Annotated in this window: 18 protein-coding genes; 12 read left to right on the top strand and 6 right to left on the bottom strand. The window is 69.6% G+C overall.

What is annotated here, in order from left to right; all coding sequences use genetic code 11:
• Nucleotides 1-73: 73 nt before the first annotated feature.
• Together NE857_RS23710 and NE857_RS23705 are read right to left on the bottom strand one after the other, a co-directional pair.
• Nucleotides 74-865, bottom strand: a complete 792-nt coding sequence (locus NE857_RS23710) for an adenosylcobinamide-GDP ribazoletransferase (protein WP_254417709.1) — start codon at nucleotides 863-865, stop codon at nucleotides 74-76.
• The gene (locus tag NE857_RS23705; RefSeq protein WP_184365392.1) at nucleotides 862-1,854 is read right to left on the bottom strand and encodes a bifunctional adenosylcobinamide kinase/adenosylcobinamide-phosphate guanylyltransferase; all 993 of its coding nucleotides are present in this window, start codon (nucleotides 1,852-1,854) and stop codon (nucleotides 862-864) included. Before NE857_RS23705 ends, NE857_RS23710 begins: the two co-directional genes overlap by 4 nt.
• 206 nt (nucleotides 1,855-2,060) lie before the next feature.
• Between NE857_RS23705 and NE857_RS23700 the strand changes: the two genes are divergently transcribed.
• A complete protein-coding gene (locus NE857_RS23700; protein WP_184365391.1) occupies nucleotides 2,061-2,264 on the top strand; it encodes a hypothetical protein in 204 nt (67 codons plus the stop codon).
• Between the two features lie 122 nt (nucleotides 2,265-2,386).
• Here the strand turns inward: NE857_RS23700 and NE857_RS23695 are convergent, their stop codons facing one another.
• On the bottom strand, nucleotides 2,387-3,391 hold the full coding sequence (locus tag NE857_RS23695; RefSeq protein ID WP_184365390.1) for an aldo/keto reductase family protein: 1,005 nt from the start codon (nucleotides 3,389-3,391) through the stop codon (nucleotides 2,387-2,389).
• Between the two features lie 160 nt (nucleotides 3,392-3,551).
• Entirely contained in the window at nucleotides 3,552-4,214 is a 663-nt protein-coding gene (locus NE857_RS23690; RefSeq protein WP_254417708.1) for a DUF3043 domain-containing protein, read from the bottom strand.
• A gap of 96 nt (nucleotides 4,215-4,310) precedes the next feature.
• Here NE857_RS23690 and NE857_RS23685 point away from each other — a divergent pair, with 96 nt between their 5' ends.
• From NE857_RS23685 to rpsD, 7 genes are all read left to right on the top strand, one after another.
• Nucleotides 4,311-5,081 (top strand): PspA/IM30 family protein, encoded by a 771-nt coding sequence (locus NE857_RS23685; RefSeq protein ID WP_017581674.1) that lies wholly within the window; start codon nucleotides 4,311-4,313, stop codon nucleotides 5,079-5,081.
• Nucleotides 5,078-5,356 (top strand): PspA-associated protein PspAA, encoded by a 279-nt coding sequence (gene pspAA / locus NE857_RS23680; RefSeq protein WP_017581675.1) that lies wholly within the window; start codon nucleotides 5,078-5,080, stop codon nucleotides 5,354-5,356. Before NE857_RS23685 ends, pspAA begins: the two co-directional genes overlap by 4 nt.
• Before the next feature lie 238 nt (nucleotides 5,357-5,594).
• Nucleotides 5,595-6,521, top strand: a complete 927-nt coding sequence (gene htpX / locus NE857_RS23675) for a zinc metalloprotease HtpX (RefSeq protein WP_254417707.1) — start codon at nucleotides 5,595-5,597, stop codon at nucleotides 6,519-6,521.
• Between the two features lie 83 nt (nucleotides 6,522-6,604).
• A complete protein-coding gene (pspAB, locus tag NE857_RS23670) occupies nucleotides 6,605-7,210 on the top strand; it encodes a PspA-associated protein PspAB (RefSeq protein ID WP_254417706.1) in 606 nt (201 codons plus the stop codon).
• Between the two features lie 313 nt (nucleotides 7,211-7,523).
• Nucleotides 7,524-7,874 (top strand): HesB/IscA family protein, encoded by a 351-nt coding sequence (locus NE857_RS23665; protein WP_017581678.1) that lies wholly within the window; start codon nucleotides 7,524-7,526, stop codon nucleotides 7,872-7,874.
• A 231-nt stretch (nucleotides 7,875-8,105) separates the two neighbouring features.
• On the top strand, nucleotides 8,106-9,077 hold the full coding sequence (locus NE857_RS23660) for a carbohydrate kinase family protein (protein ID WP_184365384.1): 972 nt from the start codon (nucleotides 8,106-8,108) through the stop codon (nucleotides 9,075-9,077).
• 338 nt (nucleotides 9,078-9,415) lie between these two features.
• Nucleotides 9,416-10,027: a 30S ribosomal protein S4 gene (gene rpsD / locus NE857_RS23655; RefSeq protein ID WP_017581680.1), complete on the top strand. Its 612-nt coding sequence runs from the start codon at nucleotides 9,416-9,418 to the stop codon at nucleotides 10,025-10,027.
• 219 nt (nucleotides 10,028-10,246) lie between these two features.
• Here the strand turns inward: rpsD and NE857_RS23650 are convergent, their stop codons facing one another.
• Nucleotides 10,247-10,504 carry a sulfurtransferase TusA family protein gene (locus NE857_RS23650; protein WP_184365383.1) on the bottom strand — a complete coding sequence of 86 codons (258 nt, stop codon included), beginning with the start codon at nucleotides 10,502-10,504 and terminating at the stop codon, nucleotides 10,247-10,249.
• Between the two features lie 365 nt (nucleotides 10,505-10,869).
• Here NE857_RS23650 and ctaC point away from each other — a divergent pair, with 365 nt between their 5' ends.
• The 4 genes from ctaC to NE857_RS23630 all read left to right on the top strand — a co-directional run bounded on the left by ctaC (nucleotide 10,870) and on the right by NE857_RS23630 (nucleotide 15,594).
• The gene (ctaC, locus tag NE857_RS23645) at nucleotides 10,870-11,856 is read left to right on the top strand and encodes an aa3-type cytochrome oxidase subunit II (protein ID WP_435873514.1); all 987 of its coding nucleotides are present in this window, start codon (nucleotides 10,870-10,872) and stop codon (nucleotides 11,854-11,856) included.
• Nucleotides 11,856-13,529 carry an aa3-type cytochrome oxidase subunit I gene (gene ctaD, locus NE857_RS23640; protein WP_254417705.1) on the top strand — a complete coding sequence of 558 codons (1,674 nt, stop codon included), beginning with the start codon at nucleotides 11,856-11,858 and terminating at the stop codon, nucleotides 13,527-13,529. The genes ctaC and ctaD overlap by 1 nt, the downstream gene beginning before the upstream one ends.
• A 12-nt stretch (nucleotides 13,530-13,541) precedes the next feature.
• Entirely contained in the window at nucleotides 13,542-13,967 is a 426-nt protein-coding gene (locus tag NE857_RS23635) for a cytochrome c oxidase subunit 4 (RefSeq protein WP_184365380.1), read from the top strand.
• A gap of 259 nt (nucleotides 13,968-14,226) precedes the next feature.
• The gene (locus NE857_RS23630) at nucleotides 14,227-15,594 is read left to right on the top strand and encodes a L,D-transpeptidase (protein ID WP_184365379.1); all 1,368 of its coding nucleotides are present in this window, start codon (nucleotides 14,227-14,229) and stop codon (nucleotides 15,592-15,594) included.
• Here the strand turns inward: NE857_RS23630 and NE857_RS23625 are convergent.
• Nucleotides 15,591-16,724: a glycosyltransferase family 4 protein gene (locus tag NE857_RS23625; RefSeq protein WP_184365378.1), complete on the bottom strand. Its 1,134-nt coding sequence runs from the start codon at nucleotides 16,722-16,724 to the stop codon at nucleotides 15,591-15,593. The genes NE857_RS23630 and NE857_RS23625 overlap by 4 nt on opposite strands.
• Between the last annotated feature and the right edge of the window lies 1 nt (nucleotide 16,725).

Raw genomic sequence — 16,725 nt, 5'->3', positions numbered from 1 at the left:
TGATGGCGACATTGGGCCGCCCCGGAAGGCTACCGGCCAGTAAGAATCGCCTGGTGGGGATCCCCGGAGACCTTCACAGCGCCCCGGTCGCGGCCGCCGCCACCAGCAGGACCGTGGTCGCCGCCGTCTCCACCAGAGCACCCAGGACGTCCCCGGTCAGACCGCCCAACCGCCGCACCGCACGGCGCAGCAGCAGCCCGGCCGCCAGCAGCCCCAGCACCGCCCCGGCCGCGCAGGCCGCGGCGAAGGCGGGGGAGTGGACCAGCCCGAGCCCGCACAGCGCCAGCACCCCCGCCGAGCACACCGCGGCGGGTAGCGGCCGCACCGTGCCCGCCACGAACGACCCCAGCCCGTCGGGCCGGGCCGAGGGCACCCGCGGCGAACACGCCAGGGTCACCGCCAGCCGCCCCGTCGCGCCCGCCGCCACCGCACCGGCCAGGGCGGCCCAGGGGGAGGCTTCGAGGAGCTGGGCCAGGGCCAGTACCTGGGCGCCGACCGCCACCAGCAGGGTGATCACCCCGAACGGGCCGATGTCGGAGCGCCGCATGACCTCCAGCGCTCCCTCGGCGGGCCGACCGCTGCCCAGGCCGTCCGCCAGGTCGGCCAACCCGTCCAGGTGCAGCCCCCGGGTGAGCAGCGCGCCCAGGCCCACCGCGAGCAGCGCGGCCAGCGGGGCCGACCAGCCCCACCAGGCACCGGCCACCGCGGTCGCCCCGGTGACCGCGCCCAGCAGCGCGCCCAGGGCCGGTGCCCAGCACATCGCCCAACCGGCTACGGCGCGGTCCACCCGGTCCACCCGCACCGGCCAGACCGTGAAGGTGCCCACGGCCATCCGGGCACCGGCCACGGCGTCGGCACCGTTCACGGAAGCTCCACCACCCGCCCGGCCACGGCCAGCACCACTTCCTCGGACTCGGCGCCCACCCACTGGTTCAGCAGCCCGAGCTGGTCACGGAAGATCCGACCCGAGCGGGTCGGCGGAACCACACCCGACCCCACCTCGTTGGTGACCGCCACGACGTAGGCCTGGGTCGAACGCCAGGCCTCCAGCAGCTCGTGCACGGCCGCCTCCACCCGCTCCTCGGCGTCCCCGGCCGGCTCCTCCTCCCACAGGCCGGCCTCGTCCATGACCGAGGTCAGCCAGGTCCCCAGGCAGTCGACCAGGACCGCGCCCCGCGCCTTCCTCAGCACCAGCGCGAGATCGGTGGTCTCCTCGGTCCGCCACCACCAGGGGCGGCGCCGACGGTGGTGGGCGACGCGCTCCGCCCACTCCGGGTCCGTGTCGGGGGCGGCCACCGGTCCGGTGGCCGCGTAGACCACCCGGGGCTCGGCCAGCAGGCGCAGCTCGGCCTCGGTGGACTTGCCCGAACGAGCCCCGCCGGTGACCAGGGTCCGGTGCGGTCCGTGCGGACGCGACTCCGGCCACACGGCGGGCGGGCACGACACGACGCTGCCGTCCCCCGGTACCAGGGCGCCCCACAGGCGGGCGCGCCGCGCGAACTCCTCGGGGGAGCGGATCCGGTGGTCGCCGCCGACAGCCACCACGGCGGTGGTCACCCCGATCACTCCGGAACGGCGCAGCTCCCCGATGATCTCCGGGCGCTGGGCGGCGTCCACGATGACCATGTCCACCTGTTGCTCGGGCGCGGAGGAGTACACCGACGACCCCGTGGGCGGGGCTTCTGCGGGCGGCCCCCCGGGCAGCGGCCCCGGGCCGGAACGGGCGTAGAGCAGACGCCCGCCGTCGGCGCTCTCGACCAGGACGCCGTCCGGAGTGGGCGTCACCGCGTACCCCGGCGGGACCGGGCCCACGGCTCCGGACTCGCGCAGGCGGAAACGGTCGTCGACGGTCACCCTCAGCGGCAGTCGGCGATCCGCGCGGGCCTTGTTGCAGGACGAGCAGGTGCACTGTGGGGCTGGCCAGCCCGTGTGACCCGCTGTCCCCAGAAATCGGATACGCACCCGAAAAAGTAAACAGCATCGTGGGCCAAGCCTTGGTTAAGCTCGGCACAGGATCGCGGTGTACCCACCGTGGAACCGGCGACGAAGGGCGGTCGAACATGACGTGGACGTGGCGGTATCACGAGGCGGACGGGGCCCAGTCGAAGGCGGAGGAGCTGCCGACCGAGTCGTTCACGTCGCGCGGCGACGCCGAGAGCTGGCTGGGCGAGAACTGGGCCGAACTCGCGGAGGGCGGCGTGGGCAGCGTCGCCCTGCTGGAGGAGGACCGGGAGGTCTACACGATGCCTCTCGCGGCCGAGTAGCCCCCGCTGGACCTACGAGGGCCCCGGTGTCTGAACTGCTCCCGGACACCGGGGCCCTCGTACGTCGTGGTGTCGGTCAGCGCTGGCTGGTGCCGGTTAACGCTGGCCGGTGGCGGACGTTGCTAGCCGCGGATGTTCTCCGGGCTCCTGGTGAGTGCCGGATCGCGCTCGATACTGTCGCCCAGGACCTCGTCGATCCGGGCCATCAGGCCAGCGTCGAGCTTGACCCCGGCCGCCTGGACGTTGCTCTCGACCTGCTCGGGCCGGGAGGCGCCGATGATGGCGGCGGACACGTTCGGGTTCTGCAGCACCCACGCCACGGACAGCTGCGACAGGGTCAGCCCGGCCTCGGCGGCCAGCGGCTCCAACTGCTGCACCCGCTCCAGCAGGGTCTGGTCGGAGACCTTGTCGGCGAGGAACTTCTCGCTCTTGGGGTCGCTGGCGCGCGAACCCGGGGGGAGCTCCTGGCCCGGCTTGTACTTACCGGTGAGGATGCCGCCCGCGATGGGGGACCAGACGATCTGGCCGATGCCCTCGCGCTCGGAGAGCGGGACGACCTCGGACTCGATGACCCGCCAGATCATGTTGTACTGCGGCTGGCTGGAGACGATCCGGTCGAAGCCCATCTCGTCGGCGATCTTGAGCGCCCGCTCGATCTCCTCGGCGCGCCACTCGGAGACGCCGATGTAGAGGGCCTTGCCCTGGCGGACCAGGTCCTCGAAGGCCCGCATGGTCTCTTCCAACGGGGTGGTGTAGTCGAACCGGTGCGCCTGGTACAGGTCCAGGTAGTCGGTTCCGATGCGGCGAAGGGAGTCCTCGCAGCCTCGGATGATGTGCTTACGGGACAGGCCCTTGTCGTTCCTGCCCGGGCCCATGGGCCAGTAGACCTTGGAGAAGATCTCCAGGCCGTCGCGGCGCTCGCCCTTCAGTGCGCGGCCCATGACCTCCTCGGCCTTGCCCTGGGCGTAGACGTCCGCGGTGTCGAAGGTGGTGACGCCCGCGTCGAGTGCGGCGCGGACGCAGGAGGCGGCGGTGTCCTCCTCGACCTGGGATCCGTGGGTGATCCAGTTCCCGTAGGCGATCTCACTGATGATGAGACCGCTGTTGCCTAGATGCCGAAATTCCATGGGGGAACTCTAGTGGTCGGCGCCACCGTTGCCGAGCCGCGGCCACCGGTGGATGGGAACGCTCCCAGACGACGGGCCGGAACACGAGGTGAAGGGCCGGTGCGCGCACCGGCCCTGCTCACGTCGGACGGGATGGGGATGTGGTGGGACGGCTCGCCGTTCAGCGGGCGCTGTTCGGGGTGGGGTCCTCGCCGACCTTGACGCGGGGCTTGGGCAGACGCAGGCGCCGGAACTGCAGCTGGCGCATCGCGGCGTACATGCCGATGCCCTTGATCGCGGGGTCGTCGGGGAAGTACTCCGTGGCCCGGCGCTTGACCGTGCGGCCGACCATCACGCCCTCGGCGACGATCGTGACCATCATCAGGGGCCACAGGACGTAGGCCACACCGACCTGGAAGAGCGGGTTGTTGATGAACAGCAGCGCGATGATCAGGATCGAGAACGGCAGGAAGAACTCACTGGCGCTGCGACGCGAGTCGATGAAGTCGCGGGCGAAGGCGCGGGCCTTCCCGAGGTCCTGCTGACGGAAGTACTTCTCGTCGCCCTTGGGAGCACCGGAACGCCGGGCGGTCGTGCCGCGTTGACGTTCGAGACGATCCCGGTAGGCGCGGTAGGCCTCCTTACGGGTCTCAGGGGCCTTCACCGGTCGGCGCGGGGCGGTTTCGGATTCCCTGCGCTTAGGGGTGGGCACACCCTTCTTCGGGGTATATCCCTTAGGTTGGGTGGCCTCAGTGGCCTCAGGGCTGGCGGATTCGGCAGAGTTCGAATCCGGGGCTGCGGAAGCGGAGCGACGTCGGAACACACCCTCAGGGTAGCCGGTCATAGCTTTATGGCGACCGCGGGCCAGACCGCGTAGGGTTGGGCAAAGCGCCCGCTGGGAACAGCCGATGTACGCACCGAGAAGGGGACGGCCACGCCGATGAGCGTGTTTCAGCGACTTTCGATGATCTTCAAGTCCAAGGCCAACAAGGCCCTGGACTCTGTCGAGGACCCCAGGGAAACCCTCGACTACTCGTACCAGAAACAGCTCGAACTCCTGCAGAAGGTTCGTCGCGGTGTCGCTGACGTCGCGACCTCCCGTAAGCGGGTCGAGCTCCAGATCCAGCAGCTCGAGCAGCAGTCCGGCAAGCTGGAGAACCAGAGCCGGGCGGCCCTGACCCAGGGCCGTGAGGACCTCGCTCGCGAGGCCCTCACCCGTCGCTCCGGTCTCACCAGCCAGATCGAGGGCCTGCGCGAGCAGCACGCCAACCTCCAGGGCGAAGAGCAGAAGCTCACGATGGCCGCCCAGCGCCTGCAGGCGAAGGTCGACGCCTTCCGCACGCGCAAGGAGACCATCAAGGCGACCTACACCGCCGCCCAGGCCCAGACGCAGATCAGCGAGGCCTTCTCCGGCATCTCCGAGGAGATGGGCGACGTCGGCATGGCCGTGCAGCGGGCGGAGGACAAGACCGCCGAGATGCAGGCCCGCGCCGGCGCGGTGGACGAGCTCCTGGCCTCCGGCGCGCTGGACGACGTCACGGGCAGCGGCCCGCGCGACGACATCCAGCACGAGCTCGACCAGCTGGCGAGCACGACCGGGGTCGACGCCGAGCTCGAGCGCATGAAGCTTGAGCTGGGCGGCGGCAACGGCGGCAGCGCCACGCCGCAGATCGAGGGCGGCAACGGTGCCGGGAACCGGGAGGGCTCGTGATCGTTCGCATCATGGGTGAGGGTCAGGTGGACCTCACCGAAGCCGACCTGGAGCTGCTCAACGAGTTCGACGCCGCTCTGGAGGCGGCGATCGAGTCCGGTGACGAGGCCACCTTCCGCACGGCCCTGCACGACCTCCTGGAGAAGGTGCGGCAGGACAGCAAGCCGCTGCCGCCCGACTCCCTGGAGCCCTCGCAGTTCATCCTCCCCCACGCTGACGCCAGCATGGACGAGGTGCGCGAGATGCTGCAGGACGACGGACTCATCCCGGGCTAGGGGCCCCTCCCAACCGGTCCCACCGCCGTCCGGGTGAGCCCCCGAGGCAGACGTGTTCCCACCAGCGGGCAGCTGTCGGGGAACACGTCCGGCCACGCTCGGTGCCTGCGTGCGCGTTTTCCACCGCGGATCCTGTGGCCCGTTTCACCCGAATCAGGGAACACGCGGCGGCCCGCTTTAACCCGTTTCTCACCTGCCCGAACTACACTCCGAACATCCGCAGGGGGAAGGAAACGGCGTGGCAGGTTCGAAGTTCCGTCCAGACCGGGGGCTGACGGCCCGGATGGTCATGACCATGGTCCTTCTCTTCCTGGTCTACGTCGCCTTCGTGGTGGGTCTGGTCCTGGCCGGGCTCAACATCTGGCTGGTGCTGATCCTGGTCGCGGGCTTCGCCGCCTTCTCGTACTTCTCCTCCGACAAGATCGCCATGTTCGCCATGGGCGCCAAGGAGGTCAGCCCCCAGCAGGCCCCGGACCTGCACGCCATGGTCGACCGCCTGTGCGCGATGGCCGACATGGCCAAACCGCGGGTGGGGATCGCCGACACCGACGTCCCCAACGCCTTCGCCACCGGGCACAGCGAGAAGTCCGCGGTCATCTGCGTGACCACCGGGCTGATGCGCCGCCTGGACGGGCCCGAGCTGGAGGCGGTCGTCGCCCACGAGCTCTCGCACATCGCCCACCGCGACGTCATGGTGATGACCATCGCCGGGTTCCTCGGTATCGTCGCGGGCTTCCTCACCCAGGCCGGACTGCGCTTCGCCATGTTCGCCGGGGCGGGCGGAAACCGCGGCAACAACAGCGGTCCGGCCCCGGCGGTCATCGCCCTCCTGGTCGTCGTGGTCAGCGCCGTGGCCTGGGTGCTGAGCTTCCTGCTCACCCGGGCCCTGTCCCGCTACCGCGAGCTCGCCGCGGACCGCGCCGCCGCCTACCTGACCGGCCGCCCCTCCATGCTGGGCAGCGCCCTGTCCAAGATCACCGGGGACATGGCCCGCATCCCCACCCGCGACCTGCGCCAGGTCGAGCCGTTCAACGCCTTCTTCTTCGCCCCGGCCTTCGCCAAGAAGGGCTTCAGCATGAACCAGTTGATCGCCACCCACCCGCCGGTGGAGCAGCGCCTGGCCCAGCTCTCCGACATCTCCCGCCAGCTCGGCCGCGGGGCCTGACCACACCGTGCCCGACCACTCTGGGCCGGGCACGCCACTGACGACGCCGCCCACGAGACCACCCACGAGGGGAACCCACCAGCATGAGTTTCTGGCGCGCCCTGCTCGGCCGGTCCGCACCGGTCAAGCCCGACCTCGACGCGCTCTTCGGCCTGCCCTCGGCCGCGCTCACCCTGCGGGCCGGGGTCGGCCTGACCCCCACCGGTTCGGGGTCGGTGGCCTTCCGCGCCGCCGAGGGCGCCGCCTTCGCCGACATCGAGCGCGACGTCACCGCGCTGCTCAACGCCGGGGACGGACCGCCGGTCGAGCAGAGCACCGACGACTACGGCTACACCTGGCTGGTCGTGCGCGGCTCCCAGGCGACCGCGGGGGAGTCCGGCGGCGACCTCGTGGACACCGACATCACCGGACTCGTCACCGACCTGCACGCGGTCAACTCCACCTTGGAGGCCAACGGCTACGGCCCCTCCCTGCTGTGCTCCCTGGTGGGTTTCACCGACACGGGGGGCCGTTCGGTCGGCCTGGTCTACCTGTACAAGCGCGGGACCTTCTACCCCTTCGCGCCCAAGAGCGGCAAGCAGCGGGACAACGCGCTGGAACTCCAGGTGGAGGCGGCGATCGGGGACGACCTCCCGATGGAGAAGGACCGTTCCCGCTGGTTCCCGGTCTACGGCGCCCCGGGCCTGTGAAACCGGCCGGTGCACCCGGGCACCGGGTCCGGAACGCCTCCGTCCTTCGATCTCCGGGACCTGTGGAGATGGCATCCGGGCCCCGGACAAATTACCCTTGGAGGTACGAGCACACCCGTGCGTCGCCGAGGTCACACGTGCACCGTGCGGCAGAGGCGGCAGGGCGAACACAGCGGCCACGCGGCGGAATGCCACACGGGATTCCGGCGTTGGGACCCGTTGAAGAGGACTGGACCCGCCCCGGCGGGGCAGATCCGGTACGCGACCGGGGTCGCCAGACGGCCGCAACCCCTTTCAAGAGGAGCTTTACAACATGACGGTTCAGAGCGAAGCCACCGCGCAGGGAGTCATCCTCACCGAGGGTGCGGCCGACAAGGTTCGGGCGCTCCTTGACCAGGAGGGCCGCGACGACCTGCGCCTGCGCGTCGGTGTCCAGCCCGGTGGTTGCTCGGGGCTGCGTTACCAGCTCTACTTCGACGAGCGCGACCTCGACGGCGACGTCGTCGCCGACTTCGACGGTGTCGAGGTCGTTACCGACCGCCGCAGCGCCGCCTACCTCATCGGTGCGAGCATCGACTTCGTGGACACGATCGAGAAGCAGGGGTTCACCATCGACAACCCCAACGCCACCGGTTCCTGCGCCTGCGGTGACTCCTTCAACTAGGGGCACCTGACGGCTCTCGGAGCCACCGGGGGAGGGCGGACGCACCCGAGGCGTCCACCCTCCCCCCTGCTTTTCCGCAGGTGCGGGACCGGGCGTGCGCCCACCCGTGTAGCGGCCCGGCGCTCTGGGTACCCTTGGCAGGTCCGAACGGGCACGTCCTCGGCATGCCCGCACCAGCTCGCTCAGCTCGTCTGCGAGCGAACCACTTCCCCAACAAGGAGCCCACGTCCCGTGCGTATCGCGGTTGCCGGATCCATCGCCACCGACCACCTGATGACCTTCGAGGGTCGGTTCGCCGAGCAGATCATCCCCGAGCAGATCCAGCAGTTGTCCCTCTCCTTCCTCATCGACGAGCTGGACGTGCGCCGCGGCGGCGTCGCGGCCAACATCTGCTTCGGCATGGGAGGTTTCGGTCTCAACCCGGTCCTGGTCGGTGCGGCCGGTGCCGACTTCGAGGAGTACCGCGCCTGGCTGGACCGCCACGGCGTCGACACCTCGGCCGTGCACATCTCCGAGCTGCGCCACACGGCCCGGTTCGTCTGCACCACGGACCGTGACCAGAACCAGATCGCCTCCTTCTACACCGGTGCGATGGCCGAGGCCCGCAACATCGAGCTCCAGCCGATCGCCGACCGCCTGGGCGGTCTCGACCTCGTCCTGATCGGCGCCGACGACCCGGCCGCCATGGTCCGGCACAGCGAGGAGTGCCGTACGCGCTCCATCCCCTTCGCCGCCGACCCCTCCCAGCAGCTGGCCCGCATGGACGGCCCGGAGGTGCGCACGCTCATCGAGGGCGCCGCCTTCCTGTTCAGCAACGAGTACGAGAAGGCCCTGGCCGAGCAGAAGACCGGGTGGTCCGACTCCGAGATCCTGGCCAAGGTCGACACCCGGATCACCACCCTGGGCGCCAAGGGCGCGCGGATCGACCGTCAGGGCGAGCCGAGCACCCACGTACCCTCCGCCGCCGTCGACGAGCTTGTCGACCCCACCGGTATGGGCGACGCCTTCCGCGCCGGTTTCCTGTCCGCCCACTCCTGGGGCCTGTCCCTGGAGCGCGCCGCCCAGGTCGGCAACGCCACCGCAGTCCACTGCCTGGAGGCCGACGGTCCGCAGGAGTACACGCTCACCGGCGCCTCCCTGCTGGAGCGCCTGGAGCGTTCCTACGGAGCCGAGGTCGCCGCCGAGGTCAAGCCCTTCGTGTGACCCGGGTCCTCGTGGGACCGGGGTTCTCTCGCCGACCCCCGTCGGCGTGTGACCCGCACCCGCCCCGACCGGAAAAACGCGGCTTCTGGTCGGGGCGGTGTCTTTGAGCCCGTAAAGTGGATGGTCGTGACCCGCACGGGGCTTCCCCGTGCCCGCTCGGTGCGTTGAAACGCGTGCCGGGTCATTCGCCCAAGCCGTTCGCGCCGGGTCACGCGCGACGGTGGGGAACCCGCTTCCGACCCGCACCGCGGGACACCGGGGCTCGGGCGCCCTGAGCGCCTCCCAGATTTAGGCAAGCCTTACCTGGGATTCCCTGATTCACCCTGAAAGGACTTTGCATGCGCTACACCGGACCGAAGGTGCGGTTGTCCCGGCGCGCCGGCACCCCGCTGACCCGTAAGGCGGTCAGCTACTTCGAGAAGCGTCCGTACCCGCCCGGCGAGCACGGTCGTCGCGTCCGCCGCAACAGCAGCGACTACGCCGTTCGTATGGCGGAGAAGCAGAAGGTGCGCTGGTACTACGACCTGACCGAGAAGCAGCTGGTCAGGATCTACGAGAACGCCAAGAAGCGTCCCGGCCGTACCGGCGAGGAGATGCTCGGCGAGCTCGAGCTGCGTCTGGCCACGGTCGTGCTGCGCGCCGGTCTGGCCGCCTCGATCTACGCCGCGCGTCAGTTCATCAACCACGGCCACATCACCGTGGACGGCAAGAAGGTCGACATCCCGTCGTACCAGGTCAAGCCGGGCCAGATCATCAGCGTTCGGGAGAAGTCCCGCTCGATGGTCCCGTTCGTCGAGGCCGCTGAGGGCGTTCACGCCGACGACAAGATCGCCGGCTACCTCGCCGTCAGCCACAAGGACCTGCGCGTGGCGGTCATCGACCGCCCCAAGCGCGAGCAGATCCCGGTGCCCTTCGACGAGCAGCTCGTCGTCGAGTTCTACGCTCGCTAAGCACCTCCCGCGCAGCGGCTCCATCCCTGGTGGTACCGTGCTCGCGGGCCAGGCCGCGCGGACCCCGTGTCCGCGCGGCCTTCGCTTTGCCCGGCGCCTCCCCGAGGCGGCGGGCGGGGAAACGCGTGCTTCGCGCCACTCCCAGAAAACCGGATAGTGCGAATCGTTATCGCAACGGAACCGAAAACCCGGATCGCGCCCCGAAGGGCTGGCCGGGGGTCAGTACATCCTCCGAATGTGAAACTCGCTACCTCGCGTCACGGGTCGCTCGGCGACGAACTCGTGCATCTTCATCCGGCACCAGGACGGTATGTCCGCGCTCGCCGCGGGATCGTCCGCGGTGACCGCGATGACCGCTCCGATGGGCACTTCGTGCAGTCGGGCGGCCAGCATGATGATCGGAATCGGGCACTTGCGGCCCACCGCCTCCACGGTGACCAGAGGCTGTTGCGAAGTCGGTCGCTCGGACACGTCCACCCCCGTTGGTTGTCGTCCTGTGTCCCAATCTTGACCCGGTGCGCGCCAAAAGGCGCACCCGGTTAAGGGTGTCGTAAACCCAGCGATACGCTCGCCTTAGTCTCGTGCCGCGACCGTGCACACCACCACCTCGGGTGGGGATGTGGACGGGCGTGAACGAGGGCCCGGGGGAGCGCCGGGCCGCGCCTCGTAGCCAGCCGGGAGGACATCCCTCGCGGGCGACCTGGCCCGGCTCTGTGAGACCACCGCGCGTTCCGTCAGAGGGCGCGTCTGGCAACACGCTGACCAGGCAAGCCCATGAACGGCACGCTGGGCGGTTCGCGATAATGTTTCCCCCTGACAAGCTTTGGATACTTAGGCCGCCCGTGGAGGATCCACGGGCTTCACCGCTGGGAAGGCAATCCGTGAGTCCGACCCGCCAAGAAAATCGGCGCTCAACTCTGCGCCGATGGGCACCACGCGGCGCCGCGCTCGCCGTGCTGGGGCTGGCCGCGACCGGCTGCGCGTCGAACGATCTCACTCGTTTGGGCATGCCGGAGCCGATCACCGAGCAGGCCGAGCGTGTTCTCTCGCTCTGGCAGGGCTCGTGGGTGGCGGCTTTCGCGGTCGGCATTCTCGTGTGGGGACTGTTCATCTGGACAATCCTCTTCCACCGCAAGCGCTCTGAGCAGTTGCCGCCGCAGGTGCGGTACAACATGCCCATCGAAGCGCTGTACACCGTTCTGCCGATCGTCGTCATCTCGGTGCTCTTCTTCTTCACCGCGCGAGACCAGGCTTACCTGCTCGACACGGAAGAGCCCGCGGACGTCCATGTAGAGGTCGTGGCCTTCCAATGGGCCTGGCAGTTCAACTACATGGACGACACCAAGGAGAACGGCGGGGAGGTGCTCTTCTCCGAGGTCGGTATCCCCAACCCGGACGGCACCGCTGACCCCGAGACCCAGACGACCCTCGTTCTTCCCGAGGGCGCCATCGTTCACTTCGACCTCTACTCGCCCGACGTGATCCACTCGTTCTGGATCCCGGCGTTCGGCTTCAAGATGGACGTCGTCCCGGGCCGTGACAACGCCTTCCAGGCGAACGTCAAGGAGGGCACCGCGGGCGAGTACGTCGGCCGTTGCGCCGAGCTGTGCGGTGTGGACCACACCCGCATGCTCTTCAACGTCGAGGTCCTGCCGCAGGACGAGTACGACGCCTGGGCCTCCGAGCAGGAGGAGGCCCAGGCCGCCGAGGCCGCCGAGGCCGCTGAGACGGACGACGACCCGGACATGGCCGAGGGCACTGGCCCCGCCGGGGATGATGCCGAGGGTGCGGGCGTCGGAGCGGCTGACGCCGAGGAGAATGACGACTAATGACCACCACGGCAACCGAACCCCGCACTGACGGTCAGGCACCGTCAAGCAAAGGGTCGATCATCGTCAGTTGGATGACGTCGACCGACCACAAGGTCATCGGGTACATGTACCTGATCACCTCCTTCGCCTTCTTCCTCTTCGGCGGCGTGCTGGCGCTCCTGATGCGGCTGGAGCTGTTCTCGCCGGGCATGCAGTTCATGTCCAACGAGCAGTTCAACCAGCTGTTCACGATGCACGGCACGATCATGCTGCTGATGTTCGCGACCCCGCTGTTCGTCGGGTTCTCGAACATCCTCATGCCGCTGCAGATCGGCGCCCCCGATGTGGCCTTCCCCAGGATCAACCTGTTCGGCTACTACCTGTTCCTGTTCGGCAGCCTCATCGCCATCAGCGGGTTCCTGACCCCGGGCGGCGCGGCCAGCTTCGGCTGGTTCGCCTACACGCCGCTGTCCGACGCGGTCCGCTCGCCGGGCCTGGGCGGTGACCTGTGGATCCTGGGTCTGATCGTGTCCGGTCTGGGCACGATCCTTGGCGCGGTCAACTTCATCACCACCGGCCTGTGCATGCGCGCGCCCGGTATGACGATGTTCCGCATGCCGATCTTCACCTGGAACACCCTGCTCACCAGTGTGCTGGTGCTCATCGCGTTCCCGGTACTGACCGCGGCCCTGATCGCGCTGGGCGCGGACCGCATGATCGGCACCCAGGTCTTCAACGCCGAGCACGGCGGTGCCATCCTCTGGCAGCACCTGTTCTGGTTCTTCGGTCACCCCGAGGTGTACATCATCGCGCTGCCGTTCTTCGGCATCGCGACGGAGATCCTGCCGGTGTTCAGCCGCAAGCCGATCTTCGGTTACAAGAGCCTGGTGGCGGCCACCATCGCCATCGCCGGTCTGTCCGTGACCGTGTGGGCCCACCACATGTTCCCGACCGGCGCGGTGCTGCTGCCGTTCTTCTCGTTCATGACGTTCCTCATCGCGGTCCCCACCGGGGTGAAGTTCTTCAACTGGATCGGGACGATGTGGCGCGGTCAGCTCACCTTCGAGACGCCGATGCTGTTCACGATCGGTTTCCTGGTCACCTTCCTCTTCGGTGGTCTGACCGGTGTGCTGCTGGCTTCGCCGCCCATCGACTTCCACGTCACCGACTCCTACTTCGTGGTGGCGCACTTCCACTACGTGGTGTTCGGCACCGTGGTGTTCGCGATGTTCGCGGGCTTCTACTTCTGGTGGCCCAAGTTCACCGGCAAGATGCTCAACGAGAAGCTGGGCAAGTTCCACTTCTGGCTGCTGTTCCTGGGCTTCCACGGCACTTTCCTGGTCCAGCACTGGCTGGGTGCCATGGGCTTCCCGCGTCGTTACGCGGACTACCTGCCCGGGGACGGCTTCACGGAGCTCAACCAGATCTCCTCGATCTCGTCGTTCGTGCTCGCGGCCTCGACGCTCATCTTCTTCTGGAACATGTACATCACCGCGAAGAACGCGCCGATGGTCAACGTGGACGACCCGTGGGGCTACGGCTGCTCGCTGGAGTGGGCGACCTCCTGCCCGCCGCCGCGACACAACTTCACGTCGCTGCCCCGGATCCGGTCCGAGCGTCCGGCCTTCGACCTCAACCACCCGCACGCCGCGGCACCCGGTGCCGTCGCGGCCGGTGCCGAGAAGAAGTAGGGGGTAGCGCACATGAAGATGCAGGCCTACCTGTTCATGGGCATCTCGACCTTCTTCGGTCTGGCTGCCGCACTGTACATCTACTGGTCGTACCAGGACACCGGTGCGATCGAGTGGACGGGCACCACCGCCCTGGTCATCTCGGTCGGCTTCGGCTGGATGATCGGTTACTGGCTCTGGCAGTCGGCCCGCCACAGTGAGCACCACCACGGCCTTCCGGCCGAGGAGCGGCTCGACGGCGAGATCGCCGAGAACGCCGGTGAGTACGGCTTCTTCAGCCCGCACAGCTGGTGGCCGCTGTTCGTCGCGATGGCCGTCGCCTTCACGGCGGTCGGCGTGGCGATCGGCTGGTGGATGGTGTTCATCGGTTTCCTCGCGATCATGCTCACCTCGCTGGGCTGGGTCTTCGAGTACTACCGCAAGGAGTTCCAGCACTGACGTGCGCGCCCCGCGCGTCGACCACTCTTCGAGAGTGAACGAGTGCGCAGGGTAGGATGTGAGTATCGCCGCCCCGGTGGCCGGAGGCCGTCCCCAGGACGACTCCGGGCACCGGGGTACTCTTTTTCGGTGGCCCCCACGTGACTGCTGCTCCCTGCGCAGTTCACGCCGCATCCAGGCCCTGACGGCGTCACGCCGGCGCGCCCCCGCTCCGCGAACGCCCGGGCCCCGTCGAGAACGGACGCTGGAGGTCCTTGGTGTGAAGCGACGAACCACCCAACCCCGACTGGCCGTGACAGCCGCCGCCCTGGTCCTCCTGGCGGCGGGGTGCACCTCCGGCGGCGGGGACGAGCCCGGCGGCGCCTCCGCCCCGGAGGGATCGGGACAGGAGCAGGAACAGGAGCAGGGGCCGCGGGTGGAGATCACCCCCGCGCCCGGCGCCACCGGGGTCGCGCCCAACACCCCGGTCCGGGTCGAGTCCGCGGACGGGACCATCACCGACGTGCGGATCGAACAGGCCGCCGCCGACGGCACCGCCGAGGGCGAGACCGGGACCGGAGCCGGGGGTCAGGGCCCCGAGAGCTCAGCTGACGAGGAGGACCCCTTCGCGGTCACCGGCACGCTCAGCGAGGCCGGGGACGCCTGGATCAGCGACTGGAACCTGATGCCCGGGGCCGCCGTCACGGTCACCGTCACCGCGGCCGACGCCGACGGTGAGGAGACCGAGACCGTCTCGGAGTTCACCACTCTGGAGGCCGTACCCGGGCAGCGCCTCGAACTCGCCTCCAACTTCCCCAACAGCGGCGACGTGGTCGGGGTCGGCATGCCCGTGATCATCAACTTCGACCTGCCCGTCACCCACAAGGCGCAGGTGGAGAACTCCATCGAGGTCACGGCGGAGCAGGAGACCGAAGGGGCCTGGAACTGGGTCACCGACGAGATGGCGGTCTTCCGGCCCAAGGAGTACTGGGACCCCTACCAGGAGATCACCGTGGACCTGCGGCTGGCCGGGGTCGAGGCCGCCGACGGCGTCTACGGGGTGGCCAACCACCGCATCGAGTTCGAGGTCGGCCGCGAGCTGATCTCCACGATGCACGTGCCCGACCACGAGATGAACGTGACCGTCGACGGGGAGACCGTCCGCTCCATCCCGGTCAGCAACGGGGCCGCGGAGGAGCGCTTCGACACCACCACCTCCGGCACCCACCTGACCATGGAGAAGTACGAGTCGCTGGTGATGGACTCCGCGACCGTGGGTATCCCGGAGGGGGAGCCGGGCTACTACCGGCTGGACGTGGACTGGGCGGTCCGCACCTCCAACAGCGGCGAGTTCACCCACGCCGCCCCCTGGAACTCCGACAACCTCGGCAGCGCCAACACCTCCAACGGCTGCACCAACATGTCCGTGGAGGACGCCCGCTGGTTCCACGACCAGTCGCTCATGGGGGACATCCTGGAGACCACCGGGACCGATCGCGAACTGGAGTGGGACAACGGCTGGGGCTACTACCAGCGCTCCTGGGACGAGTGGCTGTCCCACAGCGTGACCGGGGAGCCCCAGATCATCGGCGGTACTGGCACCGACGGCAGCGGCACCCCCGGCTCGGTCCACGGTGAGGGCCTCTAGGCGCCGCTGAGAAGGCCGTCCAGCCGTTCCAGGGTGCGGCCCCAGGACCACTCATCCGAAACCCATTCCCGGCCGCGTGCGCCCATCAGGGCGGCGCGGTCGGGGTCCTTCAGCAGCCGGATGAGCGCGCGGGCGGTCGGCCCGGGCACCGAGCCGTCGACCACGTGCCCGGTCTCGCCCTCCAGGACCGCGTCGGGGGCGCCGCCCGAGGCCCCGGCGACCACCGGCAGCCCGGTGGCGGAGGCCTCCAGGTAGACCATGCCCAGCCCCTCCACGTCCAGACCGCCCCGCCGGGTGCGGCAGGGCATGGCGAAGACGTCCCCGGCGTCGTAGTGGGCGGGGAGCTCTGCGGCCGGAACCGGCCCGGTGAAGCGTACCGAGTCCAGGCCCTGCGCGGCCGAGCGGAGTTTCGCCGCGTAGGGGCCGTCGCCGACGAACAGCAGGACGGCGTCGGGCACGTCGGCCAGCACCCGGGGCCAGGCCCGGACGAGGGTGTCCTGACCCTTGCGGGGCACCATGCGGGACACGCACACGACCACGGGCCGCGAGCCCAGGCCCAGACGTTCGCGGACCCGCTCGCCGCCGCAGCCGGGCCGGAAGCGTTCGGTGTCCACCCCGGGGGCCAGGCGCCGCATCCGGGCGGCGGCCGCGGGGGAGAGCGAGCGGGCCAGCCGCCGCCGGGTGTACTCGCCCAGGTAGGTCACGGTGTCGACGTTGTCACCGATGCGCCGCAGCGCCGCACTCGCGCCCGGCACCACGGTCCAGCCGGTCTCGTGCCCGTGGGTGAGCGCCACCTGGCGGCGCACCAGGGGCCGCAGTCCGGCGGCGACCAGTCCCAAGGGCGCGGCCGCCCCGTAGAGCACCGAGTCGCAGTCCTCCAGCTCGGCGATGACCCGGGCCCGGCGGGCCACCCGTGGCGTGGGCAGCAGCACCTGGGCCGCGTCGCGCACGATCGGGAACGGCTGGAGCAGGTCGAAGTCCGGGGCGGCGCGGTGGTCAGCGGCGGCGGGGGAGGAGCAGTAGACCAGGACCGACCCCTGGGGGCGGCGCCGGGCCAGCTCGTGCACGAAGGACTCGATGCCGCCCGCGCGCGGAGGGAAGTCGTTGGTGATGATCAGGGTTCGCGACACC

Source organism: Nocardiopsis exhalans (assembly GCF_024134545.1).
Classification (GTDB): Bacteria; Actinomycetota; Actinomycetes; order Streptosporangiales; family Streptosporangiaceae; genus Nocardiopsis; species Nocardiopsis exhalans.
The sequence above is the reverse complement of the archived record's forward strand: the minus strand, read 5'-3'. Positions and strand labels throughout refer to the sequence as shown.

Bases quoted from the DNA above. Each gene is read 5' to 3' on its own strand.
- NE857_RS23700 (WP_184365391.1), top strand. From the start codon at position 2,061: ATGACGTGGACGTGGCGGTATCACGAGGCGGACGGGGCCCAGTCGAAG.
- NE857_RS23695 (WP_184365390.1), bottom strand. From the start codon at position 3,391: ATGGAATTTCGGCATCTAGGCAACAGCGGTCTCATCATCAGTGAGATC.
- NE857_RS23690 (WP_254417708.1), bottom strand. From the start codon at position 4,214: ATGACCGGCTACCCTGAGGGTGTGTTCCGACGTCGCTCCGCTTCCGCA.
- NE857_RS23685 (WP_017581674.1), top strand. From the start codon at position 4,311: ATGAGCGTGTTTCAGCGACTTTCGATGATCTTCAAGTCCAAGGCCAAC.
- pspAB (WP_254417706.1), top strand. From the start codon at position 6,605: ATGAGTTTCTGGCGCGCCCTGCTCGGCCGGTCCGCACCGGTCAAGCCC.
- NE857_RS23665 (WP_017581678.1), top strand. From the start codon at position 7,524: ATGACGGTTCAGAGCGAAGCCACCGCGCAGGGAGTCATCCTCACCGAG.
- rpsD (WP_017581680.1), top strand. From the start codon at position 9,416: ATGCGCTACACCGGACCGAAGGTGCGGTTGTCCCGGCGCGCCGGCACC.
- ctaD (WP_254417705.1), top strand. From the start codon at position 11,856: ATGACCACCACGGCAACCGAACCCCGCACTGACGGTCAGGCACCGTCA.
- NE857_RS23635 (WP_184365380.1), top strand. From the start codon at position 13,542: ATGAAGATGCAGGCCTACCTGTTCATGGGCATCTCGACCTTCTTCGGT.